Annotated in this window: 29 protein-coding genes; 11 read left to right on the forward strand and 18 right to left on the reverse strand. The window is 50.4% G+C overall.

Annotation, left to right across the window (positions count from 1 at the left end):
• Window positions 1-12: 12 nt before the first annotated feature.
• Window positions 13-585 carry a flavin reductase family protein gene (locus tag MKX63_RS29260; RefSeq protein WP_341022142.1) on the forward strand — a complete coding sequence of 191 codons (573 nt, stop codon included), beginning with the start codon at window positions 13-15 and terminating at the stop codon, window positions 583-585.
• A gap of 169 nt (window positions 586-754) precedes the next feature.
• Here the strand turns inward: MKX63_RS29260 and MKX63_RS29265 are convergent, their stop codons facing one another.
• A complete protein-coding gene (locus MKX63_RS29265; RefSeq protein ID WP_341022143.1) occupies window positions 755-1,948 on the reverse strand; it encodes a hypothetical protein in 1,194 nt (397 codons plus the stop codon).
• A 181-nt stretch (window positions 1,949-2,129) separates the two neighbouring features.
• On the opposite strand from MKX63_RS29265, the gene MKX63_RS29270 reads away from it, so the two are divergent.
• Complete coding sequence (locus tag MKX63_RS29270) at window positions 2,130-2,705, forward strand: dihydrofolate reductase family protein (RefSeq protein WP_341022144.1); 576 nt, start codon at window positions 2,130-2,132, stop codon at window positions 2,703-2,705.
• A 19-nt stretch (window positions 2,706-2,724) separates the two neighbouring features.
• Here MKX63_RS29270 and MKX63_RS29275 read toward each other — a convergent pair whose 3' ends face one another.
• On the reverse strand, window positions 2,725-3,519 hold the full coding sequence (locus MKX63_RS29275; RefSeq protein WP_445323567.1) for a LysR substrate-binding domain-containing protein: 795 nt from the start codon (window positions 3,517-3,519) through the stop codon (window positions 2,725-2,727).
• Window positions 3,520-3,585: 66 nt separating this feature from the next.
• The gene (locus MKX63_RS29280) at window positions 3,586-5,328 is read right to left on the reverse strand and encodes an ABC transporter ATP-binding protein (protein ID WP_341022146.1); all 1,743 of its coding nucleotides are present in this window, start codon (window positions 5,326-5,328) and stop codon (window positions 3,586-3,588) included.
• Between the two features lie 109 nt (window positions 5,329-5,437).
• On the opposite strand from MKX63_RS29280, the gene MKX63_RS29285 reads away from it, so the two are divergent.
• The gene (locus tag MKX63_RS29285) at window positions 5,438-6,268 is read left to right on the forward strand and encodes a MerR family transcriptional regulator (protein WP_341022147.1); all 831 of its coding nucleotides are present in this window, start codon (window positions 5,438-5,440) and stop codon (window positions 6,266-6,268) included.
• An 83-nt stretch (window positions 6,269-6,351) separates the two neighbouring features.
• Here MKX63_RS29285 and MKX63_RS29290 read toward each other — a convergent pair whose 3' ends face one another.
• Together MKX63_RS29290 and MKX63_RS29295 are read right to left on the reverse strand one after the other, a co-directional pair.
• Entirely contained in the window at window positions 6,352-6,825 is a 474-nt protein-coding gene (locus tag MKX63_RS29290) for a C40 family peptidase (protein WP_341022148.1), read from the reverse strand.
• 124 nt (window positions 6,826-6,949) lie between these two features.
• On the reverse strand, window positions 6,950-8,731 hold the full coding sequence (locus tag MKX63_RS29295) for a glycoside hydrolase family 2 protein (protein ID WP_341022149.1): 1,782 nt from the start codon (window positions 8,729-8,731) through the stop codon (window positions 6,950-6,952).
• Window positions 8,732-8,866: 135 nt separating this feature from the next.
• Here MKX63_RS29295 and MKX63_RS29300 point away from each other — a divergent pair, with 135 nt between their 5' ends.
• Window positions 8,867-9,646, forward strand: coding sequence for a helix-turn-helix domain-containing protein (locus MKX63_RS29300; RefSeq protein ID WP_341022150.1), 780 nt, complete (start codon window positions 8,867-8,869; stop codon window positions 9,644-9,646).
• A 27-nt stretch (window positions 9,647-9,673) separates the two neighbouring features.
• Here the strand turns inward: MKX63_RS29300 and MKX63_RS29305 are convergent, their stop codons facing one another.
• Both MKX63_RS29305 and MKX63_RS29310 read right to left on the reverse strand, forming a co-directional pair.
• A complete protein-coding gene (locus MKX63_RS29305; RefSeq protein ID WP_341022151.1) occupies window positions 9,674-10,231 on the reverse strand; it encodes a GNAT family N-acetyltransferase in 558 nt (185 codons plus the stop codon).
• 291 nt (window positions 10,232-10,522) lie between these two features.
• Entirely contained in the window at window positions 10,523-10,726 is a 204-nt protein-coding gene (locus tag MKX63_RS29310) for a hypothetical protein (protein WP_341022152.1), read from the reverse strand.
• A gap of 153 nt (window positions 10,727-10,879) precedes the next feature.
• On the opposite strand from MKX63_RS29310, the gene MKX63_RS29315 reads away from it, so the two are divergent.
• Window positions 10,880-11,482, forward strand: coding sequence for a TetR/AcrR family transcriptional regulator (locus tag MKX63_RS29315; protein WP_341022154.1), 603 nt, complete (start codon window positions 10,880-10,882; stop codon window positions 11,480-11,482).
• Here MKX63_RS29315 and MKX63_RS29320 read toward each other — a convergent pair.
• Window positions 11,479-12,432 (reverse strand): NADP-dependent oxidoreductase, encoded by a 954-nt coding sequence (locus MKX63_RS29320; protein WP_341022156.1) that lies wholly within the window; start codon window positions 12,430-12,432, stop codon window positions 11,479-11,481. The two genes, MKX63_RS29315 and MKX63_RS29320, sit on opposite strands and share 4 nt — an antisense overlap.
• Before the next feature lie 173 nt (window positions 12,433-12,605).
• Here MKX63_RS29320 and MKX63_RS29325 point away from each other — a divergent pair, with 173 nt between their 5' ends.
• A complete protein-coding gene (locus tag MKX63_RS29325) occupies window positions 12,606-12,968 on the forward strand; it encodes a ribosomal protein L7/L12 (RefSeq protein ID WP_341022157.1) in 363 nt (120 codons plus the stop codon).
• A gap of 97 nt (window positions 12,969-13,065) precedes the next feature.
• Here MKX63_RS29325 and MKX63_RS29330 read toward each other — a convergent pair whose 3' ends face one another.
• From MKX63_RS29330 to MKX63_RS29355, 6 genes are all read right to left on the reverse strand, one after another.
• Complete coding sequence (locus MKX63_RS29330; protein WP_341022158.1) at window positions 13,066-13,704, reverse strand: ABC-2 transporter permease; 639 nt, start codon at window positions 13,702-13,704, stop codon at window positions 13,066-13,068.
• A complete protein-coding gene (locus MKX63_RS29335; RefSeq protein WP_341022159.1) occupies window positions 13,697-14,566 on the reverse strand; it encodes an ABC transporter ATP-binding protein in 870 nt (289 codons plus the stop codon). The genes MKX63_RS29330 and MKX63_RS29335 overlap by 8 nt, the downstream gene beginning before the upstream one ends.
• Window positions 14,563-14,943, reverse strand: coding sequence for a GntR family transcriptional regulator (locus tag MKX63_RS29340; protein WP_036695325.1), 381 nt, complete (start codon window positions 14,941-14,943; stop codon window positions 14,563-14,565). The genes MKX63_RS29335 and MKX63_RS29340 overlap by 4 nt, the downstream gene beginning before the upstream one ends.
• 100 nt (window positions 14,944-15,043) lie before the next feature.
• Window positions 15,044-15,724, reverse strand: coding sequence for a succinylglutamate desuccinylase/aspartoacylase family protein (locus tag MKX63_RS29345; RefSeq protein ID WP_341022161.1), 681 nt, complete (start codon window positions 15,722-15,724; stop codon window positions 15,044-15,046).
• A gap of 155 nt (window positions 15,725-15,879) precedes the next feature.
• Complete coding sequence (locus MKX63_RS29350) at window positions 15,880-16,371, reverse strand: GGDEF domain-containing protein (RefSeq protein ID WP_341023340.1); 492 nt, start codon at window positions 16,369-16,371, stop codon at window positions 15,880-15,882.
• The gene (locus tag MKX63_RS29355) at window positions 16,334-18,439 is read right to left on the reverse strand and encodes a GAF domain-containing protein (RefSeq protein WP_341022162.1); all 2,106 of its coding nucleotides are present in this window, start codon (window positions 18,437-18,439) and stop codon (window positions 16,334-16,336) included. The genes MKX63_RS29350 and MKX63_RS29355 overlap by 38 nt, the downstream gene beginning before the upstream one ends.
• Window positions 18,440-18,932: 493 nt before the next feature.
• Between MKX63_RS29355 and MKX63_RS29360 the strand changes: the two genes are divergently transcribed.
• A complete protein-coding gene (locus MKX63_RS29360) occupies window positions 18,933-19,352 on the forward strand; it encodes a carcinine hydrolase/isopenicillin-N N-acyltransferase family protein (RefSeq protein ID WP_341022163.1) in 420 nt (139 codons plus the stop codon).
• Window positions 19,353-19,360: 8 nt separating this feature from the next.
• Here the strand turns inward: MKX63_RS29360 and MKX63_RS29365 are convergent, their stop codons facing one another.
• Window positions 19,361-19,891 (reverse strand): GrpB family protein, encoded by a 531-nt coding sequence (locus MKX63_RS29365; protein ID WP_341022165.1) that lies wholly within the window; start codon window positions 19,889-19,891, stop codon window positions 19,361-19,363.
• A gap of 93 nt (window positions 19,892-19,984) precedes the next feature.
• On the opposite strand from MKX63_RS29365, the gene MKX63_RS29370 reads away from it, so the two are divergent.
• The 4 genes from MKX63_RS29370 (at window position 19,985) to MKX63_RS29385 (ending at window position 22,816) form a co-directional block, all read left to right on the forward strand.
• A complete protein-coding gene (locus MKX63_RS29370; protein WP_200869561.1) occupies window positions 19,985-20,155 on the forward strand; it encodes a hypothetical protein in 171 nt (56 codons plus the stop codon).
• 194 nt (window positions 20,156-20,349) lie between these two features.
• Window positions 20,350-21,165: a glutamate racemase gene (murI, locus tag MKX63_RS29375; RefSeq protein ID WP_341022166.1), complete on the forward strand. Its 816-nt coding sequence runs from the start codon at window positions 20,350-20,352 to the stop codon at window positions 21,163-21,165.
• A 17-nt stretch (window positions 21,166-21,182) separates the two neighbouring features.
• On the forward strand, window positions 21,183-21,935 hold the full coding sequence (locus tag MKX63_RS29380; protein WP_341022167.1) for a GNAT family N-acetyltransferase: 753 nt from the start codon (window positions 21,183-21,185) through the stop codon (window positions 21,933-21,935).
• A gap of 284 nt (window positions 21,936-22,219) precedes the next feature.
• Window positions 22,220-22,816 (forward strand): DUF2441 domain-containing protein, encoded by a 597-nt coding sequence (locus tag MKX63_RS29385; protein ID WP_341022169.1) that lies wholly within the window; start codon window positions 22,220-22,222, stop codon window positions 22,814-22,816.
• On the opposite strand, the gene MKX63_RS29390 is transcribed toward MKX63_RS29385, so the two are convergent.
• From MKX63_RS29390 to MKX63_RS29400, 3 genes are all read right to left on the reverse strand, one after another.
• On the reverse strand, window positions 22,794-23,996 hold the full coding sequence (locus MKX63_RS29390) for a response regulator (RefSeq protein WP_341022171.1): 1,203 nt from the start codon (window positions 23,994-23,996) through the stop codon (window positions 22,794-22,796). The genes MKX63_RS29385 and MKX63_RS29390 overlap by 23 nt on opposite strands.
• Window positions 23,993-25,780, reverse strand: coding sequence for a cache domain-containing sensor histidine kinase (locus tag MKX63_RS29395; protein ID WP_341022173.1), 1,788 nt, complete (start codon window positions 25,778-25,780; stop codon window positions 23,993-23,995). Before MKX63_RS29395 ends, MKX63_RS29390 begins: the two co-directional genes overlap by 4 nt.
• Before the next feature lie 91 nt (window positions 25,781-25,871).
• Entirely contained in the window at window positions 25,872-26,696 is an 825-nt protein-coding gene (locus MKX63_RS29400) for a carbohydrate ABC transporter permease (protein WP_341022175.1), read from the reverse strand.
• Window positions 26,697-26,708: the final 12 nt, after the last annotated feature.

Consider the following 26,708-nt stretch of genomic DNA (forward strand, 5'->3'; position numbering starts at 1 on the left):
AGGTGAACGATAATGGCAATTAAGCCTGTTGATTTAAAGAAAGCATACCGTTTATTGCAAGTAGGACCAACAACCATGATTTCTGCTAAACATGATGGGATAGCCAATGTAATGGCAGCCGCATGGGTCGGTCTGGTGGGGAATAACAAAGTAATGGCATTTATCGGCAAACAAGCTTTCACACGTGAACTCGTTGAGAAGAGTGGATATTATGTAGTACATATTCCAACTGTTCAACAAATGGAAACTGTCTTGTATGTGGGAGAGCACAGCACTAAAGTGGTAGACAATAAACTTGATAATATTCCAATATTTTACCAAGAAGAGTTTGATTTACCACTAGTTGAAGGATGCGCTGGCTGGCTAGTATGCAAGGTTCTCCCAAATCCTGAAAATGAACAAGAACATGATCTTTTCATGGGTGAAATTGTCGGTGCTTGGAGTGATGATCGAGTATTCAAGAACGGACATTGGATTTTTGATGATGCTCCTGATGAATTGCGAACAATACACTATGTAGCTGGCGGCCAATTCTATGCTATTGGAAAAGGGACTAAGTTTGATCACGGACCTGGTACAGATTAAAATGTTCTTAAAATCGGTTGAAGGGTGTAGTTAATAGGCATTAACTACACTTAAATACATATGTACAAAATACGGGTTTTGTGCAAAAGTACTAGGATTTATATTATAATTGACTTCAAATATAACTACCGCGGCATAATTAGCGGTAGTTATATTAATGGCCATTGAGTTACTTTGAATTTGTTACCTTGTCTAATTTAAACTGAAATAATTGGTAACCACTTTTTAATAAATACAGATATCCATCTCCAGCATAATAATATTTCATTTGTTTCTCATCATCATCATATGGAATATGATAAATAATGTTGAGTGTAATTGGATCTAGAATATCCATCCAATTCTCAGAATGAACTCTGATTTTATTATCTGTAGTATTTAAGACTACATTCATAGGATCACCTAATTGAATTGTCTTTTTTACAATGAGTCCTTTTGCTCCAAAGACACTTAACTCATTATTCTCATATACGGTATAATTCTCTCCAATAGATTGAACCGAAGCGTTCCCGGCTATATTTCTTCCCCACAACGTCTTGCCTTTAGAATCTATTGCGATTAATCGATTCCCTGTTTTCGGTAAATTCATTCGCAGGAGTATATCATTTTTATTTATGCGCCAGGACATTTCGCTAACATATAACCCTGCCCCTGCAGGAGGCGTATAAGTAAACAATCGGTTTAACGTTGGGCCAAATACATCGATTTTAGATTTTTCATAAGGTCCAGTTTGCGTGACAAGATATTGTCCGTCAATCACCGAATATGTTTGTGTTAGTGATTTCTCCCCCACCTTTTTTCCGTTCTGACTATACGCATAAGCCAATGGTGTACGGATACCTTTGGAATCTGCTTTATCGGAGTTAATTAATACCACTGTACCATTGTTCATTGAGTATAGCTCCTGGGCATCCGGAACATTTATCACCCAATTCTGCTTCCCGGAGGAGTTAACAGAATATAATCTTGACCCACCTCCGTCTTTCACCAAGGCATAGATAGAACCGCTTTGACTGTAAGCGAAATCAGATGTAGTCCATGGATAAGGCATCCCTTTTTTATAAAAATCAAATGACCATTTTTTCTTACCCGTAGTTTTATCGACCGCTGAAACTACACTTACCATCCAGCTTTTTGTCTCTGAATTAACCCAGGTATTGGTATGAATATAAACTATATTACTATTAGGTACATGGTACGGTGCTTGTAGGAACATATCCAGTTCAGATTTATTAGAGATGTTCCATAATGGTTTGAAATCACTACTTGGTGAGATGCTAGTAGCAACCGATACTCCACTAAATAAATAAAATACTGCAAAAATAGTGATTAAAAAGGTGCTGGTTACTCTCTGTTTACGCAATTGCTTTTCCCCCAATTAATTTGATAAAGTTAACTTTCTCATTATTATCCAACTTTTCTCTAGTTTCAATCTTTTATTTAATAGTTTAGATCTAAGTTCAATCCTTAAATCTTTAATATTCAAAACATAATGAGTTATACTAAACCTAATAACAACATTAAATATCGGAGGATCAACGAATATGAGAAAACTCGTTCTATTTCTGCACGCTTCGCTTGACGGTTTTGTAGAAGGCCCGAACGGCCCAATGGATATTAGCTGGGTTGCCTATGATGCTGATCTGGAGAGACACGCGAGGGAAATTCTGAGTACTGCGGACACGGTCATTTGGGGCCGTGGTACTTATCAAATGATGCACAGTTATTGGCCTTCCGTCCCGGCAGATCCCTCCGCTTCACAGCACGAGTTGGATCATGCGGAATGGATTGAGAAGACAGCCAAAGTGGTATTTTCCACAACCCTGGAGAACGTTGAATGGAATAATTCCAGACTGGTCAAAGAGAACATCGAGGAAGAGATCCAGCGTCTCAAAGAGCAGCCAGGCCAGGATATCGTCATTCTCGGCAGTCCCCGGTTCGCACACACGCTTATGCAGCTCGGCTTAATCGATGAATATAAAATTACGGTCTCCCCTGTCGTGATCGGCAGCGGTTTGCCGTTATTCCAAGGTGTCCAGGAGAAGATTAATCTGAAGCTTATTGAAAATAAAACATTTGATTCTGGAGCGATAGGCCTCGTATACCAGACCGTCAAATGACCTAGTCACTTATTCCGATTCAGGCAAATGCACGATCCAGCTTCACCAATCTCTCCACGAACACCTCGTTCGCCCGGCTGGGAACATGACCGGTCAGCCGTACAATCGAGAAGTCTCTTTCAAGGCTCAGGCCCTGTACAGGGATTTCTATGAGCTTACCGGTCTCGATCTCCCTGCGGACCACCCACTTCGAGAGAATAGAAACCCCCAGTCCGGCAGCTATGGCCTCCTTCACGCCCTGACTGCTGTTGATCTCATACGAGCGCTTCATTCTTAAACCAGCCTGTGCCAAAAAATGATTGCTGAACGAACGCGTCCCCGAACCGCTCTCACGCAGCACCCATATCTGATCCTGGAGTACGCTAATCTCCACCGCGCCCGTTCTCGAAAGTGGATGATTCTCAGCAGCAACGATAATCAGTTCGTCTTTCATAAAATGAACAATCTGCAAATCTGCCGCCTCGATGCTTCCTTCGATCAGCCCTACTTCAATCTTATTCTCCCGTAAAGCTGCAACAATCTCCGTGGAATTGGCAATCGTCATCCCCATGTCTACATCGGGATATTGCTTGGCGAAGGAGGAGAACAGCCGGGGCAACACATATTCGCCAATCGTAAAGCTTGCCCCGATATGTAAGCTTCCGCTGACGGTATCATGCAGCCGGGCCAGATCGAGCTTCACCGACTCATAGAGGTTCAGCATTTCCTTCGCCCGTCTATAGAACAGCTCCCCCGCTTCCGTCAGCTTCACCCATTTGGGCGAACGGTTCATGAGCTTTACGCCCAGCTCCTTCTCCAGATTACGGATCTGCAGACTGACTCCAGGCTGTACTTGAAGAGCTTGAAGTAGGCCAGGAGCCGCTTAATCGTTCTGCCGTAATTAATGTTGTTCATGCTGTGCTTCCTCTCCCTTCGTCTGTGTGTTGTAAGCTTCCTGATAGATCGTACTCCGGCTCAAAAGCTCCTGATGCGTCCCGATATCCGACAGCTCCCCGTCATCCAGCACAATAATCTGATCTGCATCTTCCACAGACGCGATCCGCTGGGCAATAATGATCTTGGTCGTATCCGGAATACTCTCCTTGAATACGGTCCGTATTAATGCATCGGTGCGTGTATCCACCGCACTGGTCGAATCGTCCAGAATCAGGATTTTGGGCTTTTTGAGCAAGGCTCTGGCAATACATAACCGCTGCTTCTGTCCGCCGGACACATTCGTCCCCCCTTGATCCAGCCGGGTATCATATCCGTCAGGGAAGGCCGTGATGAACTCATGGGCCTGCGCGGCCTTGCAGGCTTCGATCAGCTCTTCGTCGGTAGCCGCTTCGTTCCCCCAGCGCAGATTATCCTTGATGGTGCCGCTGAACAGTACATTTTTCTGGAGCACCATAGCGACCTGGCTCCGCAGCACCTGCAGATCATAGTCCTTCACATTAGTTCCGCTAACGAGCACTTCACCCTCAGTAACTTCATAGAGACGCGGAATGAGCTGCACCAATGTGGACTTGGCACTGCCCGACCCGCCGATCATACCAATTGTCTGTCCCGAGCGGATGTGAAGGTTGATCCCGGATAATGCATCCTTCTTGGCCTTACTGGAGTAACGGAAGGATACATTGCGGAACTCTACCTCTCCTGTATGCAGTTCAGTTACCGGGGAGGCTGGACTTGTGATATTCGGCTGTTCATCCAGCAGATCATGGATACGTCCGGCAGAAGCGCGGGCAATCGCCACCATCACGACCACAATCCCCAGCGTCATCAGGCTCATCAGAATTTGCATAGAGTAGGCGAACACACTGGTCAGTTCTCCGGTTGTCATATTGCCGCCTACCACCAGCTTGGCTCCCACCCAGGAGATAATCAGCATTACACCATATAGAATCACCTGCATAAGCGGCAGCTCAAAGGCCAGGATGCGTTCCGCTTTGGCCATCTGTGCGAAGATCCTCAGCGATACGCTCTGAAACTTGGAGATCTCATGCTCCTCCCGCACATAGGATTTGACCACCCGGATACCGCGGACATTCTCCTGTACGACCTTATTCAGCGCATCGTAACTGTCGAAGGCCCGTTCAAAGACCGGGAAGGCAAATTTCAGAATCAGCATCATCCCTGCCGCAAGCACCGGAACAACGGCGACAAACCAGGTAGCGATAGTTGGACTAATCCGGTAGGTCATAATCGTGGCAAATATAATCATCACCGGGCTGCGGAACGCAATCCGGATAATCATCAGAAAGGCATTCTGCACATGCGTGATATCCGTGGTCAGCCGGGTGACGATCCCTGAGGTCGAGAATTTATCCATATTGGAAAAAGACAGCCGCTGCACATGACGGAACAGGTCTTCACGTAAGTTTCGCCCGAAGCCGGACATCGCGGTGGCCGAGTGTTTACCGGCAAGTGCGCCGAATACCAGGGAGACCAGAGCGAACAGGATCAGAATCAGTCCATACTTCACGATCTGGTTCATCTGTCCCCCCGTAATGCCCTGGTCAATTAATTCAGCCATGAGCAAGGGAATCAGCACCTCCATGGCCACCTCTCCAAGCAAAAATATAGGAGTCAGCCATGTATCCTTCTTATACTCCCGTACACTTTGCAGTAACTTCCTGATCATAAGCATTCTCCTTCTTTGTAATGAACAAGTTGATTAACCGTAAGAACAGAGGTTATTATAAACTGTATAGTAACTATACAGTCAACCCGTTCTTTCGAAGGAGATTAAGATGGCTAAGCTTAAGAATGATTTGATGTCCATTAGCGCTTTTTCCAAGCTGTCCCGAGTTCCGCGCAAAACGCTCATTTTCTATGATCAGATCGGCTTATTCAAGCCCGCCTTCGTTGCTGACAACGGCTACCGGTATTACATCCGTAGCCAGTTCGATACGATTGGCGTGATCTATATTTTCAAGGAGCTGGGCATGTCGCTGGAGGATATCCGGGCGTATCTGGAGCACCGTTCTCCTCTAAGCACCCTGGAGCTTCTTCGAAAGCAGGAAAAGGCAGTTCAGCAGCAGATCGCAAAGCTCACCCTGGCCAAGGAGATGATGCTCCAGCGCGCGGAGAATATCGAGCACTCTCTGAATGTGGACACCAGCCGGATGGTTGTTGTCCACCAAGAACGGAAGCCGATCCTGCGCAGCTGCCGCATTCATGATTCCAGGCGGGAATTAAACGAGGAGCTGTGGGATGATTTTCAGGAGCGTCTGCACAAGGAGAATGCACCGGCCGGATATCCGGGCGGAGCCATTATCGGTAAGGAGGACCTGCTGCGGCGGGACGGGGATATGATCTCCTATATGTTCTGCTTCATTACTACACAGCATTACGAACAAGAATATATGCCGGAAGGCTACTATCTTGTGTCTTACACCCGGGCTGATTATGAGGATACCGAGAAGATTTATCCGCGGATTTTTGACTATATTGAGAAGAATCATTATGTCGTTAAGGGAGATGCTTACGAGGAATTCCTGCTGGATGAGATCGTTATGAAGCATCCGGAGGACTATCTGGTGCGGGTGATGGTGCATATCGAGGAGCCTGGAAAGTTGTGAACCCCTATTAAAAACGGCGACCCGCCCCGGTAGATCCAGGGCAACGTCGCCGTTTGTTTATAATATAAGGATTAGTGATCGGATTAATTGCCAGTCATCTTCTGATACGTGCTCTCAGAAATGGTTCTTCTGGCGGTAACATAACGTTCTTTATAGTAACCTGAGGACAGGCTGGTGATCGTAACGCCCTTATTGCTGGAGGAATGTGCAAATTTGTTGTCGCCCACATAGATGCCTGCATGCGAGATGCCGTTGCCCCCGGTTTCGAAAAAGACAAGATCTCCAGGACGTAAATCGGACTTGGCTACATATTCGCCTGCACTAGCCTGCGACTTGGATGTTCTCGGAAGATCTAAGTTGAACTTGCCAAATATGTATATTAAAAATCCGGAACAGTCAAACCCTTCAGATACCTTGGTGCCCCCCCATTTATAAGGAGTTCCCATAACCTCATTAACCTCTTGGTCAAGCCTGGAGCTGTCATCCGCAGATGCTCTTTCAGATCCAAACGATAGCAGTATTACAATACTCAGTAGCCACACGATTCCTTTCTTCAAAAAGAACTCAGTCTCCTTTCTTGCCGGCTAATGCTGCCTGACAGATATTAATTTTTTGTAACTATTATGAATGATAGTGTAATATTCTCCGTTCGTCAACCCCTTCTATGTTTTTTGAAAGAGTTTACATCCCCGGGCGCAGGTTAATCTCCCGTATCCGTTCCAGTGGCACCTTCGGCACTCGCTCCGCCGTCATTAACCCGTTGACCTCATCCTGAACGTCTGTAACCTGTGTATAGCAGTACCCTGAGATGAATGGAATGGCCTGAATCGCCCGGGTTAAGCTGCTGAACCGCTCCAGAAAAGCCTCCTCGCTATCCACCTGATGGCCATACCCCCAGCCGTGCTCGCTCTTGAAGGCAATCCCCCCATACTCGCTGATGATGATCGGCTGCCCCTTATAGCTGTACCCTTCTGCAAAAGCAAACTTCCATTCGTTATATGTGCCGCTAATGCCGGTAATAGAGTCTTTATCCTTGTAGGTTTCATATAGCGCTTCCCCCCGCTCTACATAATCATGCAGTGTCAGAATATCAGATACTGTATGCTCCCAGCCGTCATTCGTAATCACCGGGCGATAGGGATCGATAGATTTGGTCAAATAATAGATCCCTTCCGTGAAGGTCTGCTGCCGGACGTCATGAAGAATATTTTGTACCCCCCACGATTCGTTAAAAGGCACCCAGGTGATAATACACGGATGATTATACTGCTGCTGCACGATTTCCAGCCACTCCCGGGTGAACCGCTCCAGCGCCTCGTCGTTATATTCATAGGCAGCCGCCATCTCCGACCAGACCAATAGCCCTTTGACATCGCACCAGTACAGGAACCGGGCATCCTCCACCTTCATATGCTTGCGCACACCGCTCCAGCCCATCTCCATAACCGCCTCAATATCTTGAATCAGTGCTTCTTCTGACGGCGGAGTCAGGTGAGTATCGGTCCAGTAGCCCTGGTCCAGGATCAGTCTTTGGTACAGGGGGATATTATTCAGCAGGATCTGGCCGCTCTTGATTGAGATATTGCGCATACCGACATAAGAGCCAACCCGGTCAAGCTCCTGTTCACACGCATACAGCACGAATTCGATGTCAAAAAGATTTGGATTCCCCGGTGACCACAGGTTCTGCAGCCAAGGCCCGTTAATGCCGCCCATCATGCTGACCTCCACAGTCATGCTTGATCTGTCCACCGGCAGGCTAAGCTTATTGACCCGCTCTCCTTGAAACGTAATTTCGGTTTCCAGCCGGAGGTTCCGGGCTTCGCTTAGGCCGTGTACACGATAATCCAGCCGGAGCATTTGGCGGTTAATGTCGGGTGTCATTTTCACGGAATCCAGCCGGGTAGCGTGGACATGCTCCAGCCAGACGCTTTTCCAGATGCCAGTGGTCTGCACATAGAATGAATCATGGTTCCGGCCCGCCCAGCGCTGCTTGCCCCGGGGCTGGAGACAGTTGTCGCTGTCGGTCACCATCAGCACAATCTCGTTCAAGCCATCCTGCCTGAGCAGATCGGTAATATCGAAGGAGAACCGCGCATACGCCCCCTCATGCTCCCCGGCGTAGCCGCCGTTCACCCAGCAGACCGCCCTATAGTCCACGCCTTCAAAATGCAGCACCATCCGCTTCTCTTCTACCGCCGGGGACAGGACGAGCTGCTTGCGGTACCAAATTCGTGGGTGGAAAGTCTCCTCACCGATGCCGCTGGCTGCTGTCTCGTAGGAGAACGGAACATTAATGGTATGTGTGGCCGGAAAATGATCCATCCAGCGCGCCGCAACGCCTGCATGGTCATCATCGAAGCTAAAGTCCCATGCTCCGTTCAGATCCAGCCACTGGCTGCGCACAAATTGGGGTCTCGGGTAGCCCGGGGTATAGAATTTCGTCGCTGCTGTTCTAGTCATATTAGTTGTAGCCCTCTCTCTCGTTACTGAAGTATTCTCCATATTCACTATCACAGAGTACTCCCTTGTCCCTTGAAAGAAAATGATTTATCCTATCTATTGACTGATCTATTCTCTAAAAAGGCGGGAATCATTATGTTCACCCTGAAACGGTGCGGTTCAAATGTTATTCATTCAGAGGGCATGACGATTGACCGCCCGGAAGGCTCCGGCGATTATGTCTTCGTATTCTTTCGGAGCAAAATGGAGCTGAGGCAACAGGCGCGGAGCGTGTATGCTGAACCGAATACTTTCATTATCTATAACAGAAACAGCCATTACTTCTACAGAGACGCTGAGCTGCCGCTGGTGCATGACTGGTTCCATTTTGAGCTGGAGGAGGCAGATGCTTGGTTTGAGCGCTTGAAGCTGCCGCTGGACACCTTAATGAAGGCCCATGACCCGCTCTATATCACCAGAAAAGTAAATGAGCTGCACTGGGAGAATCTGCAGAACGGCAGCTTCCGCCAGGAGATTATCGACTCCATTGTCCGCTGCCTGTTCATGAAGCTTAGCGATATGCGGCAGCATGTGGAGGCCAGCCAGCCGGTCAGCAAATACTACGATTCGTTCCTGCATCTGAGAAATGAGGTGCTCAGCTCCCCCTCCACCTGGTATTCTGTCGAACAGCTGGCGGAGCGGATGAACATGAGCCCGTCCTATTTTCAGCAAATCTATAAGCAAATCTTCGGTATCCCGGCCGTCAGCGACATCATCCTTAATCGTGTGGACCATGCCTCCTATTTACTGAAGAACACCACTTATACCGTCAGCCAGATCTCTGCGGGTTGCGGCTATGAGAACGATGTCCATTTCATGCGGCAGTTCAAGAAGTTCACAGGCCAGACGCCGAGTGAATATAGAGGGAAGAGCTGAAGGGCGAAGGAAGGCAGTGGCTCGGAGTTATTGGTTTAGGTGAGCGGGATTTATGATTCCGTAATACACCAAATCCTCGTAGGTATCAATCTTATGTACTTGATCTTTCAGTGTACCTTCACAGGTCATTCCGCATTTCAGCATAATTCTGCCTGAGGCCGGATTGGAGGCGAAATGCCGGGCATAGACCTTATGATACTTCTTCTCGGTAAAAGCAAATTCAATAACCGCCCGGGCCGCCTCGGTTCCGTAACCGTGCCCCCAATGGGCTTCGCCGATCCAATACCCGATTTCACCGTTATGATGGGACGGATGATTGGATAACCCAACCGCTCCATATAACCGGCCGTCTGCCTTGTCTGTGATTGCGAAGTCATACATCTTGTCCTGGTCAAAGTTCTGTTCATGATTCACGATCCAGTCCACCGCACACTCCAGCGGATAAGGGTACGGAAGGGTCAAAGTACTCTTGTATATATTGTAATTGTTACAATGATAGCTGACATCTGTTGCATCCGCTGGCTTGAATAAGCGCAGCAGTAACCGTTCAGTCTCAATCACCCGCTCAGCCCGGTGATATATCATTTAACTTCTCTCCCTATCAATTCATTTGGAGTTGTTATGTTAAGATGCTATTAAGAAGTTAACAAAAAAGCAAAAGAAGTGGAGGGGAAATTTGGAACTGTAGGAGCGATAGCGTCCGCCTGAAAGCTTTCCGAAGGAAAGCTCGCATCGTAAGCATAAGCTGTATTTGGATTTCTACCGCGAAAAGCGGTTCTAGTCAGGAAATCCAAATACAACAGCGGCCGGAGGGCCAAATGCTCACCGCAGCGACGACCATGCTTCAAGTTATAATCTTATGTGCTTTTTATTTAACTAAGAAATCCACATGATCACAACAATAACCAAAGCAATAACACCCACCGCAATCAACAGATCAGAGATCTGCCGCCAGAATCCCAAAGGCCCTTCACGATGAAGCTTCTGTTCATTGACGTCATGATTGGCTTTGTGCCCGCCGGGGTCATTTGAATAGATAGAAGGGCCAGGGTGTCCACCGCCAGTAGGGAATTCAGTCATCAGAATCACCTCCCTTTTCATAATTATACACCATTTACTCTCATTTTTGGTAAGCGGAATGGGTATAGTGTAGCTAGCATTTGAATTTTGGGCGGAAATATCCTATTTTTAAAAGATAGAGTTTCAGCAGTTAACGGAAGAGGCGAACACAATATGGGTGAAATACATGAGATGATGTCAGCGGGAACCCGGGCTTTAATCGAGGATAACTTCCTCCAGCTTATGGAGCAGGATGGATTTCACAAGGTGAGCGTCCGCCAGCTGGCGCTTAGGACACATATTAACAGGGGAACGTTCTATCTGCATTTTACGGATAAATACGATCTGCTGGAGCAGCTGCAGCGTGAAATACTGACAGGTCTGGAGCAGGTGATGGTTGTCAAAATCGTACGTGAAGAGATGTCCGGGCATTACCTGAAGGGCTTGCCCTATCCGCCCCTTGTTCATATCCTTGAGTATCTGCAGCAGCACGGCGGGCGAATCCGCTTATTTCTCGGGGCTAAAGGGGATGCGGCATTTCCGGGGCAATTCAAGGAAGTCATCAAGCGCAGCTTCTACCGGAAGCTGGAGATGAATGGTGTATTTGCCGGCCACCCGGCGGTTCCTCCGGAGTATCTCGCTGCGCATTCCGCGTCTATTTTTCTCGGAATTACGGAAGAATGGCTGCACAGCGGGATGCCTTATACTCCGAAGGAGCTGGCGGTGATCTATAATGAGGTCTTATTCATGCAGACGACTCTAATCGCGAAGCCTTAAATTGTAATCAATACCTTACCACGGATCTTACCGGCCTCGCTCATGGCATGGGAGGCAGCCAGCTCAGCTAGCGGCAGACGCTCCGTAATCCAGAGCTTCAGCTTGCCCGCATCCACCAGCTCTGCAACCTGTGTCAGCAGCGTACGATCCTCTCGTGCGAACAGCTGATGTGCCTTAACGCCAAGCTGTGCTGCCAGCGCTTCGTCCGCAGGATTCACCGCCGAGATCAGCGCTCCTCCCTCTTTTAGCAGCGGCAGCCAGCTATTAAGTACCTCTGTACTCTCAGGGGACAGATTGAGGATCAGATCCACCTTGTCCTTCAGCTTATCCGTGACGCTCTCCTTGGTGTAATCAATCATCTCGTCAATCCCCAGCTCCCGAAGCTTTGGCATACTGGCCGCAGAGGAAGTCCCTATGACATACGCCCCATGCTGCTTGGCGAATTGCACCGCATAGCTGCCTACCCCGCCGGCGGCTCCGGCAATCAGCACACGCCCGCCCTGCGGCAGGTTACCATGGTCGAATAATCCCTGCCATGCGGTTAAGACTCCTATCGGCAGCACAGCTGCATCGGACAGCTCCAGAGAAGCGGGCGCCAGCGCAGCATACTGTGTTTTGGTGACTACATACTCTGCGGCAGCGCCGTCCCGGGACATATCAAGCGCAGCATAGACTCTGTCTCCCGGCTGAAAGTCTGTCACCTCTGCTCCTGCTGCCTCCACTGTACCCGACACCTCAATATTAGGAATGTACGGGAATTCATGCGGGAAAACGGCTTGCAGGTAGCCCTTGCGGATTTTGACATCTGCTGCATTGAACGCAGTCCCTGCTACCTTAATCAGAATCTCATCTGCTGCGGGAGAAGGAATCGGCGCATCCTCATACCTTAGCTCTTCTATCCCTCCAAACTGATGTATCCGAATCGCCTTCATATGTGTAGCTTCGTTCATTGCGATCACTCCTATAGATGGTTTGGGAATCCGCGTACCGTTGAAGCAATAGGTGTACCGTTCCTGTAACTCATTCTAGGCTCCCGCCCAAGCGGATACAATCAACAATCAGGCCTCAAGTGTTCATTCTTCCTTCTTACGGGTAGTAAATTATTAGGGAAGGAGCAAAGCCTATGGAACATATGGATACGATTGATCTCATCGCCATTCTGGCTCTGGTGCTGGCGCTATTGCTTATGCTCAGTGTGTTCAGTTTGAAAAGGCGTGTGAACGAGCTGGAGTCCCGGTTAGCGCAAAGAGATGCTTACAGCGGAACGTACTCATCCCCAGCGAGCGGCAGAACTGCCGATATCCCGGCTCCCCTGTTCGTGCAGAACCCGGAGCTGGCACCGGACCTGGAGCGTAGAATCCGCCTGCTAATGGCCGAAGGCAAGAAAATTCAGGCAATCAAGGTCATGCGCGAAGCACGGAATCTGGGCCTCAAGGAAGCCAAGGATTTCGTAGAGGACCTGGAGCGAGGCGGAACCTTCCGCTAAGTGTATTATGTACGAATAATCAAAAATGACCTCAGACTGCCATGGGAGTGTGGAAGCTGAGGTCATTCTTGTCATGTGGCTTATACCGTCAATGAAGCTAGATATCCTTGTGCATATAAATCCGCAGAGAGACTAAATAAGAAGCATAGATAATCACGAGATAGGCCAGGACACTGATGGCAACAAGCAAGACATTCTCCAATCTGCCAGTGCTAATCCATTCGGCAAGTGCCGGAAACCGTTTAGACAAGCTGGTAATTGCCGTGAAATTCAGCATGATCACCATAATAAAGATGAAGTTGACGATCTGCATCCCTTTTTGTCCCAGCCAGTAATACAGCGGCAGATAAATTGAGGCCAATAAAGGGAACGCGGCAGTAGCTATTCCCAGCTCTCTCCAGCGCAGCGGTTCATCCAGCTTGCCCATCGTAAAAGCACCCAGATACAGCAGAATCGTACAGGTCAGGCTGAACAAGGAGAATGGAATCAGCGTCATATATTTAGCCTGAATCAGCCGCTGTCTCGGGACCGGGAGCGTAACCAGAAACTTCTGATTGTTATGCTGCATATCGATGGTACAGGAGTTAATGAGCAGCAGCATAGCCGGAAACAGCGAGAACACCGTATAGGCTTCAGCGTTCATATAACCCATAATCAGATAATAGGGAATCAGCAGGAGGATAAACTTCCGGGTAAGCATGAAGTCTTTACGGATCAGAGCGATGGAGTTATACATGTGCTTCACTTCCTTTTACCGTATAGTACATAATCTCTTCCAGTGTAGGTGTCTCGCAGATTGCGGTGTCCCTGAAGTAACGTTCCCCTTCCGCACGGTTGCTGATCAGCCCTTCGAAGCCCAGCCCGTTCTCCCGCAGCCCCACGAACCACCGCCGGACATCCCGGTCCAGCAGCTCTTTCCCGCCTTTGACCAGCAGATAGCGTTCGCTCAGACTCTCCTTCATCTCATTGAATACAATCCGTCCCTCATTAATAAATACAATATAGTCGGCAATCCGGTCCAGATCTGTGGTGTTGTGGGTAGAGAACAGAATCGACTTCTTCTCATCCTGGATATGCTCACTGAGCAGCTCCAGCATCTCCCGGCGAAAAATCGGATCAAGCCCCGAAGTAGGCTCATCCATAATTAGCAGATCGGCACCATGGGACAGGGCGATAGCGAGGGAGAATTTGATCTTCATCCCCTTGGACAGATCCTTGATCTTCTTACCCGGCGGAAGCTTGAACAGCTCCTGAAACTTCACATATGTATCATTATTCCACCCGGGATAGAACGGGGCGATAATACTCTTCATCTGCTTAACGGTCAAGTGCTCATAATAGATATTCTCATCCGAGACGTAACCGATACGCGCCTTAACAGCCGCCAGGTCCTGCTGGTTGTTCTGGCCGAACATCAGAATGTTGCCTTGGTCCGGGAAAATTAACCCCATCATCATCTTGATCATGGAGGTCTTACCTGCACCATTCGGGCCGATCAGCCCGGTAATGTAGCCCTCCTTGATGGGCAGCGAAATATCCCGCAGCTCAAAACGGTCGTAGCGCTTGGTCACATGATCCAGCTCAATTACATTACTCATTCCTGTTCCTCCTCATAGAGCAGCTTCAGCATCTCCGCGAGTTCAGCGTATTCCATGCCCAGCTGCCTGCTCTCGTCAATAATCTCCTTCAGCTTGCCTTCCACCATCCGCAGCCGCTGTTCCCGGATATATTCCTGATCGGCCCCGGAGACAAAAGATCCCTTGCCGACAATCGAGTTGATCAGCCCCTCCCGCTCCAGCTCCTCATAAGCCCGCTTCGTGGTAATGACGCTAATCTGCAGCTCCTTCGCCAGTAAGCGGATCGATGGCAGCGGCGTCCCCGAGACCAGCTCGCCTTGGAGAATCATCTGGCGGACCTGTCCCACAATCTGGGCGTAGATCGGTTCGCCAGATGTACTTGATATCACGATATTCATGCAGCAGCATCAGCATCCTTTGTGTTTGTTGTAACTAGTGTATATATGTAATATATACACTATATTCAGTTGTGTCAATCCCTTAGTGTGATACCCTTAATTAGCCGATCATTCCCTGAGACCGCAGAAAGTGGTAGACGATCTCGCTCTGTAGTCTTACCCTTAAGGCATAATCCAGGCTCCAGCAGGTCTCTACGGTCACCGCCCGGGCACCGAGCAGGCGCTGGAAGGCCATCCGGGAGGTTCCAGCACGCTCCCTATGCCGTATGTTGAAGCGGTAAGCTCTATTCGTGATGGTCTGATTCATCCGCATCACAATTTGCTTCGCCAGTCCATGTGCCCGGCTGACCGGGCTGATGATCAGAGTCTGGCCGACCCGCTTCGGATTCAGCTCGGACAGCCCGTTCGCCTCATGCAGATCCAGCACCCATGAGGGGTGGTAGCGCAAGGCAAGCTGCCATACGGCTGCCGACAACGGATGACGGGCAGGGGCGCCTTGTCCGCGCGGGAAGGTACGGTTCAGGTCGGGCTTCCCGCGAATCCCCTTGCGGCGTGCGATTTGGTTCACCAGCGGGACGATAATCAGCTTCCCTGAGCGCAGCATCAGATCACCCCTGTTGAACCTGCTCGCAATGCCCTGTGCTGCGCGGCTGCTCGCTGGCTCATTGCCGTGAACACCGGAAATGATCATGAATACAGGTCCGGGGACACCGCTGCTAATGACATAATAAGGTGTGGCATAAGGCGTTCCTGCCGCCAGCATGTGCTTCTCTACAGACACTGTGGTTCACCTCGCTCTGGATGGTGCGGATCATGTGGATGTTACTCTGTAATGTATGCGGATTACCTGCGGAGGATTGGACGAATAGAACAGCAAAAAGCCGGACAAGTCCAATATGGACTCATCCGGCTTCTGCTCTAAATGCATGAGAGTACTTAATAAAATACGACCTGGTTCTTCCCGGCAGACTTCGCCTCATAGAGAGCCTTCTCCGCCTTGGCAATGAAGTCAGACGGACGGTCAGAGGGAACCGGTACCTTCAACAGGCCGCCTATGCTTACAGTGACCACACCTTCCTCTTCAAACCGGTCACGGGGGATCTGCAGATCAGAGACGCCTTGACGGACGGATTCGGCCAATTGCTCTGCCTGGGAAGCGGACACACCCGCCATCGTAAGGATGAAGTTCGCCCCGCTGAACCGGGCCACGAAGGTGCCGTGCGTAATGCTGATAATATTCAGCACATCCGCTACCGACTGAATGCAGAGATCGCCGCCCTTCAAGCCGTGTACTGCATTATAGGAATGGAAATCATCGATATCAATCGATAGCAGCAGCAAAGGTTCCCGGGTATTCAGCGTATCCTCCCAGCGCTGATCCAGCTCATGCTCAAGCGCCTGGCGGTTCGGCAGATCGGTTCGGCAGATCGGTTAGGGAATCGGTGGTCAGATAGCTTTGCATTTGATTAGCTGCATCAGCATAGGCTTCGCTCTTCGCCTCTGTACCGGTTGCGGTGTTAAGCACCGCCATAATGGACGGTCTGCCGCCATGAATAACTGAAGCCAGACTGAGGCTTACCTCCAGCGGTTGCCCGTCTCCGCTCAGGAACTGGCCCTGATCGGATACGAACTGGGTCACATTCTGGCTCAGATCTGAGAAGTGCTTCTTAAGGGCTGGCCGGTAAGACTCCTGCACATTGTTCAGGAACGGCTGCCCAATCAACGATTTGCCCTTCTCTTCACCCATCAGCTCCACAGCGCGGTTATTGCTGTAGGCAATCACATCGTCGGTAATCATGAAGAAGGCTACCGGGGACAGATCCATCAGCTGCAAATACCGCTGTTCGTTGTGGCGCAGACTGCGGGCATTCTGCAAGGCCTGTTCTTCCGCCTGACGCAGCTGGTTCTCCGTCTGCCCGCGCAGAATAGATTTGAGCTGAGGCAGAATGTTAAGATGCTGCTCTCTCCACGGGAGTGAGGTGGATTGAACTACCTGCCGCCATTTCTCAAAGGACTTGCGGGGAGACAAGCGCAATCCGTCATTCTCCTGAATAACAGCCTTCGCCGGATCTCCGGCCCAATCCACAATCTCCACCACCTCAGGCCTGAACCAGATCATGTAATTCTGGTGTCCTGGAGTCAAGGCGAGATAGATGGCACCGGAGGCCTTGTTCTTGTAAGCTTTGGCCGATTCATATTCCAGACTGAGTCTGGAGGTGCAGTAGGTGTAATCCTTGGATTTCCCGGCCAGCCAGCCGGCAAGCTCCCGTACCTGCTCCTGAGAAGGCGTTACTCCGAACAGCATCAGCTTGTCCTGATAACACACAGCTGCGCCTGAAGCCTCCATCATACCAAGCAGTGCCTGCTCTTCATCGCCGAGCTGCTCAATCACCCGGGAAGAGCTGACGTTACCTGTGAAAATATCGACAATTCTCATCGCCTTGGTCCGCAGCTCAAGCTCCGTCTGATAGTTGTCGAGCTGCTGACGCTGGTACAGTTCACTGGAGAAGAAGGCGCCCAGGAAATTACACAAATTACGGATACGGTGCGGGACATACTTGGGAGAATAGTGGTGACAGGTGATCAGTCCCCAGAGCTTGTTGTTGTTAATCAGGGAGATGGTCGTAGTCGCCCCCACTCCCATATTCTGCAAGTACTCGATATGAAGAGGAGACACGCTGCGGAGGATGGACAAGCTGAGGTTCAGGGGCTTACCGGTAAGCGGCTGCAGCACCGGGGTGATCGGTACCGGAAGATAGTTCACATCGACGATCGTCCGCAGCCAGTTGCGCAGATACAGCTCACGCGCCTGCTTCGGAATGTCGGAGGCGGGATAATGATGGCCAAGGAACGGCTCCAGCCCCGCCTCCCGGGCTTCAGCTATCACCTTGCCATTCCACTGTTCATCGAACTCATAGATCATGACCCGGTCATAGCCCAGCATCTCCTTGACCTGCTCTGCGGCGGCCTGGCTGGCTTCCAGCCGGTTCGCTGTGTGCTTCAGACGTCCGAAGAACGTGCGAATCCAGTCGAAGTCGTTGGTGCTGTCGCTCTGATCGATAGAGGCAGGCTCCAGTTCAACGATCATTAACCCTTCACTTTCGTGAATGATGCAGAAGAAGTCCTGCGGCTCACCCGCGACTTCAATCTGTATTACAATATATTGCAAATCGGCAGTTTCTTTCGCATTCACGCTGCGTATACGCAGCATCTCCAGCTGTTCCGTGCCTACCAGGTCAGCCATTGGCGTACCTAACAGGGCTTCGGCAGTTGTTCCCAGTAACTTATCCGTGTTCAGACTGGCCTGGACAATTCTATGGGCTGTGTCCTGAGTTACAGCCAGCAATACGCCATGCGGTTGAATAAGCCCGGGAATATGGATGGGCTCCTTCTCGCAGTTATTAAGATCCACGGGTTCCTTGGGGTCCAGTCCTGCTTCGTTCAGCAGGGTCCGGTTCAGCGGTTGATTCTCATGTTCTATATTAAAATCTGACATAGGTGTAAAGCCTCCATTGAAGTAAATGATTTCTAAGCTGTTAAGGCGTAGATACATTCTATCTTACTTTGGGCAGCAATAACAAACATAAGTTTGGTCTGCACAGCCAGTCTTGGCTTGTATTACAGTCTTGGAATAATTATGTATAATATGGATGGATAGCGCATAACCTGTGACGGCTAATCCATTCCTATACTCCGAGGTGACCATAATGCGGCGAACCAAACGTTCAGGCAGAGATATGGTTTCTATTCTGCTAAGCGCCTTCTCCATAATGATCATTGCCTTCTTTATCATCCGCTATGTGCTTCAGACCGTTTCATTCGCACCTTAATAGCCTGCCCACGCAAAAAGGAGCATTTGGGGGAAATGCTCCTCTTTGGCTTGCATATACCATGTATTAGGTTACACTTCCGGAAGAACTTTAATCCGAAAGTCTTACCAATAATTTACCTTAAAAACCTCAATAATACAAGTATTTCCTTCTATTCCAGTGAAAGCTGCTGACAGCTTAAGCGCAAGCCAGCTTGTACTTTCGGCGAACCATTACATCCTGCCCACTATGCAGCTACATAATCAGCAAGTCATGGAGAACTCCTGGACCAGATATGACGCACTGCGGACAACACTTATGGACGATAGCACCGCTATACATCCTGTAGAAGCCATGAAAGCCGCCGCAGGACGCGAATATCCCGAAGGAATCTGCTGTCACCATTACAGCGAAGGCTTAGGCACCTTATGGTCCATGGTCTGTGACAATACAGCCCGCGAGCTGCATATCTGCTTCGGTTCCCCGCAGCTGAACGGCTGGAGAACATTCGGATTCCATGACCCGGCAGGAGTACGTGTATATGAGGCAGTGCTGCCGGACAAGCCGTCCGCAGAGGGGTTCTGGACCCGTCCCGGCTAAGCACTCACTCATTCTTGTTGCTGTGAAGCCTTCTTCAAAATAGACTGCACAAACGCCGTCTTCCCGTCACAGTAAGCATCAATGTCATAACGGTACGCTTCAGCCAGCCGCTGCTTGACCTTCTGATATTCCTCCCGGGCAGCGGGATGGCTGCGCAGATAATCTCGGAACAGAATATGCTCCACGTAACCCTTGCCGTCCTTGGGACATACATAGAGATGGTATTTCATGAATCCGTCATCCTGGTTGCTCTTGAAGGCCTCCCTGCCCTCAATGCCCAGATTGCCCTGATGCTCATAACCGGACGCCTGCAGTCTGCGGACGATCTCCGGCAGCACATCATAGCTCTCCATCACCAGATCGATATCAATCACAGGCTTGGCCCACAGCCCTTCAATCGAGGTGCTGCCCACATGCTCTGACCGGATAATCAGATCGCCGGCGATCTCCAGCATCCGCGCCTCAATTCTGCTGTACTCCGCCTTCCAGGCCGGATCATAAGGAACCACTTCAACAACCTTGGTCTTCTCCGCCATCATCCTTCTCCTCCTTCGACTATAAGCTATACCGCACACTGGAATAAAATACAAACCGCTATCTCATACTAACCCGCAGGGACGGAGGTGAACAGTATGCCCAAGAATAGTGCAGACCCGAAGCATGACCGTGCAGATAACCGCGCCGATTCAAAAAACAACCAGCAGAATCACGCCAGCATCAGCGAAATCCCCCAGATGGTGACTCCTGATAAAGCGGCAGATGTCGTGCCGAGTCTGAACGGCGTTACTAAGAACGAGAGCTGATTAACGCATTGCTATGCTCGCTGACCAGGCTTCTCCCATTGCATGAGGGAACAGCCTGGTCTTTTGCTGTGCAGAGCAGTTATACTATAAACTTAATGATAGAAATAGAATATCTCTGGAGTCACGCCCATCCCGTAATGGATACCCTACAAGTATAATCTATGGAATAGAATCATCAAGAAAAGAGTGGACGTATGCGAATTGGATTTTTTGACTCCGGCATTGGCGGGTTAACCGTGCTTCATCAGGCGCTTAAGCTCTTGCCGCAAGAGGACTACCTCTTCTATGCAGATACCGACCATGTGCCCTATGGGGAGAAGACGAAAGACGAGGTCAGAGAATACATCCTGCAAGCGGTGGATTTCATAGCCAGTCAGCATATAAAAGCGCTGGTGGTCGCTTGTAACACAGCCACCAGCATCGTGATTGAAGAGCTGCGGCAGCGGTATTACTTTCCGGTCCTCGGGATCGAGCCGGCAGTGAAGCCTGCGGTTGAACAATCGGAGGGCAAGCAGAAGAAGGTGCTGGTACTCGCCACCCGCTTAACGCTGCAGGAGAAGAAGTATCATGATTTGGTGCACCGTATCGATCACGGGGAGATTGTAGACAGTCTGCCGCTGCCCGGGCTGGTTGAATTTGCGGAGCGCTTTGATTTTGACGAAGAGAGAATCATTCCCTACCTGACTAGTGAGCTGGCAGACTTGGACCTTGAGCGGTACAGCACAGTGGTTCTTGGATGCACCCATTTCCCCTACTTCGAGGAAAGCCTGCGGAAGATATTCCCTGATACGGTTGACTTCATCTCAGGCAGTCTCGGAACCGCCAGACATTTGAAGCAGATTCTTCAAGCGGGGGGCCGGATCAATGAGGGAACGGGCGATATCCTTTTTTACAGATCCGGTGTCCAGGTAGATGATCCCGCACTGTTATCCCAATACGATAGTCTGTTCAAGCGTCTGAATGATATTGAACAATCAATGAATCTGAGCAAAAGGAGTGATCCCGCTTGAGTCACTATACAGCCATAATGGAGAAATTACGCCGGAACCCGCTGAAGAATGTGACGCTGCTCAAAATGATGACGGCGTATCATGCTCAGATCGACAGCGTGCTGATTGAACAGCTGGATGAGTGGGGCGTGCTGCTGCTTATGCCTGCGGCCACCTTCGGCTATGATCACCGGACCTACCCGGAGGCTGACACCGTTGTACTGATGGACTACAGCAGTCCTGAGGTCTTCCCGGCCCTGCTCAAGCGGCTGCCGCAGGACACCAACCTGGTCTTCAAGCTTCAGGAGGATGCGTACCGGGAGGCACTGGAACCGTATTTCACGCTGCGGCGGGTCCGCAGTCTCTACTCTTATTCTTCAGCCGAAGGCCAGAGGTTCAGCGCAGATGAAGCCTGCACGGTCAGTGAAGCTATCGATGAACGGCTGCTGCCGCTGTGGATGGCGAATGATTATTCGCTAGAGGAGATCACGCATTATTTTGAAGACGGGGCGTTCGCTGTGACGTTGTTTGAAGGGGATAAGCCACTCAGTACATGTATGGTGTACCGCAATGAGGAGCGAATCTGGGAGATTGGCGGCGTACGCACCATAGAAGCTGCCAGACAGCGAGGATTGGCACAGCGCGTAGTCCGCACAGCAGTCTTCCACACCCTCAAGCGGGGCTACATTCCCAGGTATCAGGTGCTGGAGAACAATCTCCCCTCCATCCGCCTCGCCGAATCCATTGGACTTACCCGCGCTGTCACGCTGGAGCATTGGGTTAATTATTGATGGTGTTCTTCAAGGGCGTTTGGCTTAGCGTAACGGACTGAGGTGCTTTTATTTGGGAAGAAAGTCGCCTATTGGGCGAGTAACGGACTCCACAGGTCTTATCCTTGGCACGTCAGCTCCGAAACGTCTCAGAGAGAGACTATAAGGTCGCCTGAGTCCCTTAAGCTGCAAAAAGTGGCGTTTTCGCGGGGATAAGATCTCTCCGGTCCGTTAGATTTTGGGTTGACAGGGTTTAACAAGCTTATCCATCCTTTTTAATCTGATGCTCTACTAGGAGGCCGACTATGCAAGCAAGCGAAAGGTACGTTTACCACCTTGTAACCCGGAAGAAGATGGCCCTGAATCAAATCATTAATTTTGACAACCAGCAGAAAAACACCTTGTATCGTTTCTTTTTCGAGCAAGAACAGATGAATTCCAAAGGTGAAGACGTTATGCAGATCCTGCACGGCAATTATACTGAGGACGGTTTGAAATTGGATAAAGAAGATGCAGATGTTACGGTTAAGTATGCGGAGCAGACCATCAGAGCGGTTCGGGAGGTTATCGTTGAAATGGTTAGGCTACAGGAACATCCGGAGTATCCTTCACGTTTGTCTTGCTTATACGCAGCGAAGAGCTATGAAGACGCCCTGATGTGGAAAAACATATTCGATTCGTATCACCGGAAAGTGTTGCAGATCGTGAGACTTAAAGTCACTGGAGCCATTTTTGAAGGGGACGGCAGTCTGTTGCCCATGGAAGACGCGGCTCCATTCTCCCGTAAAATCGAACAAGCCAGAGAATACTGGAAAGGTAATATCAATAATGCGCTTCCAGAGCTGTTGATTAACGGAAGAATTGAAGTAGCAGACATTCTCACAGAGTACCCCTGCTCCTAAGAATGCTGATGCTCTCCGCTTGGCGGTATTCGGTGGGGGTCAGCTGGTATTTCTTGCGGAACATTTGGGTAAAATGGCGCATGTCCTGGTAGCCTACCCGCTCCGCGATCTCAGCCAGCTTCAGCCCCGGGTTCAATAGCAGCAGCTTCGCCTGCTCCAGCCGCAGCGAGGTGACGTATTCCTTATACCCCTGCCCCGTCTTCTGCTTGAACAGCTGGCTGAAATACGCCGGATTCAGGAACACCACCGAAGCGATTCTCTCCAGCGACAGCTCCTCGTAGAAATGCTCCTTGATGTAGTGCAGCGCCACTTCAATCGCCTTCTCTCCACTCCCCTTCATGGGTTCTAGCGGCGGTCCCTGGAAGGCCGAAGCTTCACGCATCCGCTTCACGATCTGCGGCACCGTATGGAAGTCACAGCTCAGCCCGGAATGGATCATCTGAAAAGGGATTTTCAAATAATGCGTCAGATGCGTCTTCACCTCCTCCTGGAACTGCTCTATCCGCACACTCTCGCCCGGTGAGATCAGGCCCAGCAGGTGCTGGCGGTCATAGCTGACCACGAAGCCCCGCCCATACCGCTCGATCAGCTCAGAGAGAACATTCTCCACAATGAAATGCTCCAGACGGGCGCTCTGATCCCCCGGCTCCAGTTGAATCATGACCAGATAGAAGGAATGATAATCTTCAATGAACGTGTCGATGTCCAGATTCCCGATATCAAGCCCCGAGGCCAGCCGCTGAAACACCCCCTCGCGCAGGAACCGCAGACTGGCCTTCAGCCGCTCGCCTTGCCGCGAGATTTGGTTATCCTGCTGGATTTCAGTCGTCAGGCTGTCGATCAGCCCGGTCAGCTTATGCTTGCCAATCGGCTTCAGCAGATAGTCGCGCGCGCCCAGCCGAACCGCTTCCTGGGCATAGGCGAACTCGCTGTGGGCAGAGATGACAATCCATTTCACGTACGGATACCGGCGCTTCGAGATTTTCATGAATTCCAGCCCGTTCATGCCCGGCATCAAAATATCGGTCAGCACGATATGGATATGCTGCTCCTCCAGAATCTTCACCGCTTCCTCCGCCCGGCCGGCCACGAACACCTGGTGATCTGCACTAATCTGCTTGATCGTACGCTTGATGCCTTCACGAATGGCCCGTTCATCATCGGCGATAAGAATATTCACTTCAGCAGCTCTCCCTCCACTGGAATAGGCAGCACGATAGCCACCTGCGTCCCCTCACCGGGGAAGCTCTGAATCTGCAGACCGTAGCCCTCTCCGAACATGAACCGCAGGCGGCGGTGCAGATTCTGGAGTCCGATCCCGCTTTTGCCGCCTTCTCTGCCACTGGCGCCCGCACTATCTGGACTATCCACATTCAGCGACTCCTGTAGCCTTGCCAGCTGCTCCCCGTTCATTCCATCCCCGTTATCCTCTACAATTAGCTCAAGATGATCGCCCTCCTGCCGGGTGTAGACCTTGAGAATCCCCTGACGCGACAGCGGCTCCAGTCCGTGCTTGACCGCATTCTCAATGACCGGCTGCACCGTCATCTTCGGGACCCTGATGTTCAGCCAGCGTTCATCAATATTTGTCACAATCACGAGGCGGCCCTCCAGCCGGATCGAAATAATTTTGAGATAATGCCCGATCTGCTCCAGCTCCTCGCTCAAGCTCACATCGGCTCCGTCTTCCCACTGGCTGCTGTAACGGAACATCGAAGACAGAGAGAGCACCAGCTCGCCAAGCTGTTCATTGCCCTCCTCATCCAGCATCCAGTAGATCATATCCAGCGTATTGTAGAGGAAATGCGGGTTCACCTGAGACTGCAGGGCATGCAGCTCCGCATTCTTTTCGCTGACCGAGGACAGCTTGACCCGCTCAATCAGCTCCTCGATCCGCCGGACCATCCGGTTGAACGAAGCGACCAGAATGTTAATCTCCTGATACGAAGAGACCTTGACCATGCCGCCGAAATTCCCCACCTCCACCTGCCGCATCTCGCGGATCAGCTTCTTCAGCGGCGAAGAGATGGTCTGCGATACGATCGACGCAATCAGCGTAGAGACCAGAATCAGCGCCGAGATCACGATCAAGAGATAACGCTTCAGCTCCACCAGCTCCACGTTCAAATCCTTGTCCGGAGTAATACTCATCACCCACCAGCCCGAGAAAGACAGCTTGGACGCCACCACCAGTTGCCCGCGCTCCTGCTGAACCATCACCTGCTCCGAAGCGGGGAGCTTAGGCAGACGGGCAGCGTCCGGCTGCGGATCGGTGGCCGAGGTGACAAACCGTCCATCCGGGGACATCAGGTAGACCTGGCTGTGCGCGCCCAGCTTCAGATTCTCCAGCGCATCCAGCACCGGCTTCGGGTCCGTCTCATACAGCACGATGCCGATCGGCTTATGCTCATTCAGATCATAGAGCTGCCGCCCGAAGGCGAAGACCGGGCTATCCTCCACCTGGTCGATCAGGGAGTGCGGATACACCCCGAGCCAGACCATTTTCCCCGAGGAAGCCTGCAATTGCCGGTACCAGTCCTCCTGCCTGTAATCCGGATCGACCACATTCATATAGTTGCCATAGTTGTAGATCTTACCTCGGTCGGTAATCACATGGATGCCCACCAGATCATCCCGCGAATAAAAAATCGAGCCGATGATATTCGTCACCGTCTGCTCATTGATATAGGCCACCGCCGGCCCGTCCGTCTTCTCATTAATTAAGCGGATCATCTCGAAGTTATTGCTGAGCGATTTGGACAAAGCGTCATACCCTTTATAGAGTAGCGTGAATAAGCCTGCGCTCTGGGCGACGTTTTTTTGCGACAAATCACCGATCTTCTCATGCAATTGATCTGTAGTCCGGTTATAGTACAGCAGGCTGACAATAAGCAGAATACTGGACATGCAAAAAAGAAACAGCAAGAACAACCGATGATGAATGGAATGAAAGCCGAGCTTCATAAGACTCTCCCCTTTGCGCACCCTGTTCTGCCGTTTCCTATTATAAAACTTTCCCATTTTTATGCAATGAGAGAATGCAGCACACCGCACCTTATCCCTTAACCGCTCCTGCCACCATCCCTTTGGTAATCTGATTCGACAGGAAGAAGTAGATCAGAATCACCGGCAGCGCGCCCATCACCAGGAAGGCCCCGATATTGCCGTAGTTGACCGAATACTGGCTCACGAAGGTGTAGACCCCGAATGGAAGGGTTTTGAGCTTCTCAGACGAGATGAACGTGGCGGCCAGGATGTACTCGTTCCAGATGTTGATGAAGGTTAAGATACATACAGTCATAACAGGCGGAATGGACACCGGCAGAATAATGCTGCGGAAGATCCGGTACACGCTCGCCCCGTCGATGAACGCCGATTCTTCAATCTCATGTGGAATAGCTCTCATGAAGCCGCTCAAGATGAACACGGCGATGGGAGTTGAGAACGCGATATACGGCAGAATCAGCGACCAGTGCGTGTTGAGGATATGCATGTTTTTGAAAATAATCATCAGCGGCAGCAGCGTGGCCTGCATCGGAATCATCATCCCCATCAGGAAAATGGTCATCACGACATTGCCGTACCTCCACCGGAACCGGGAGATTGCATAGGCTGCCATCGAAGCCAGCAGAATGACACAAATCATCGTAAGGCCAGTAACGAACACGCTGTTCGACAGGTACTTCAGATAGCTGCCCGAGGTGTAAGCCTCGTAATAGTTATGCCACTGGAATTTATGGGGCAAAGAAAAGAAGCTCCCGTCCAGAATCTCCTCGTTCGTCTTCAGAGAGTACAGCAGCAGCCACAGCAGCGGGTAGAGCTGGGTAATGACAGGAATGGCAAAAAGAAGATACACGATTCCTTTTTTAAGCATACGCATGGTCCGCGCACT

Origin of the sequence: Paenibacillus sp. FSL R7-0179, from assembly GCF_038002265.1 — a bacterium.
Classification (GTDB): domain Bacteria; phylum Bacillota; class Bacilli; order Paenibacillales; family Paenibacillaceae; genus Paenibacillus_AQ.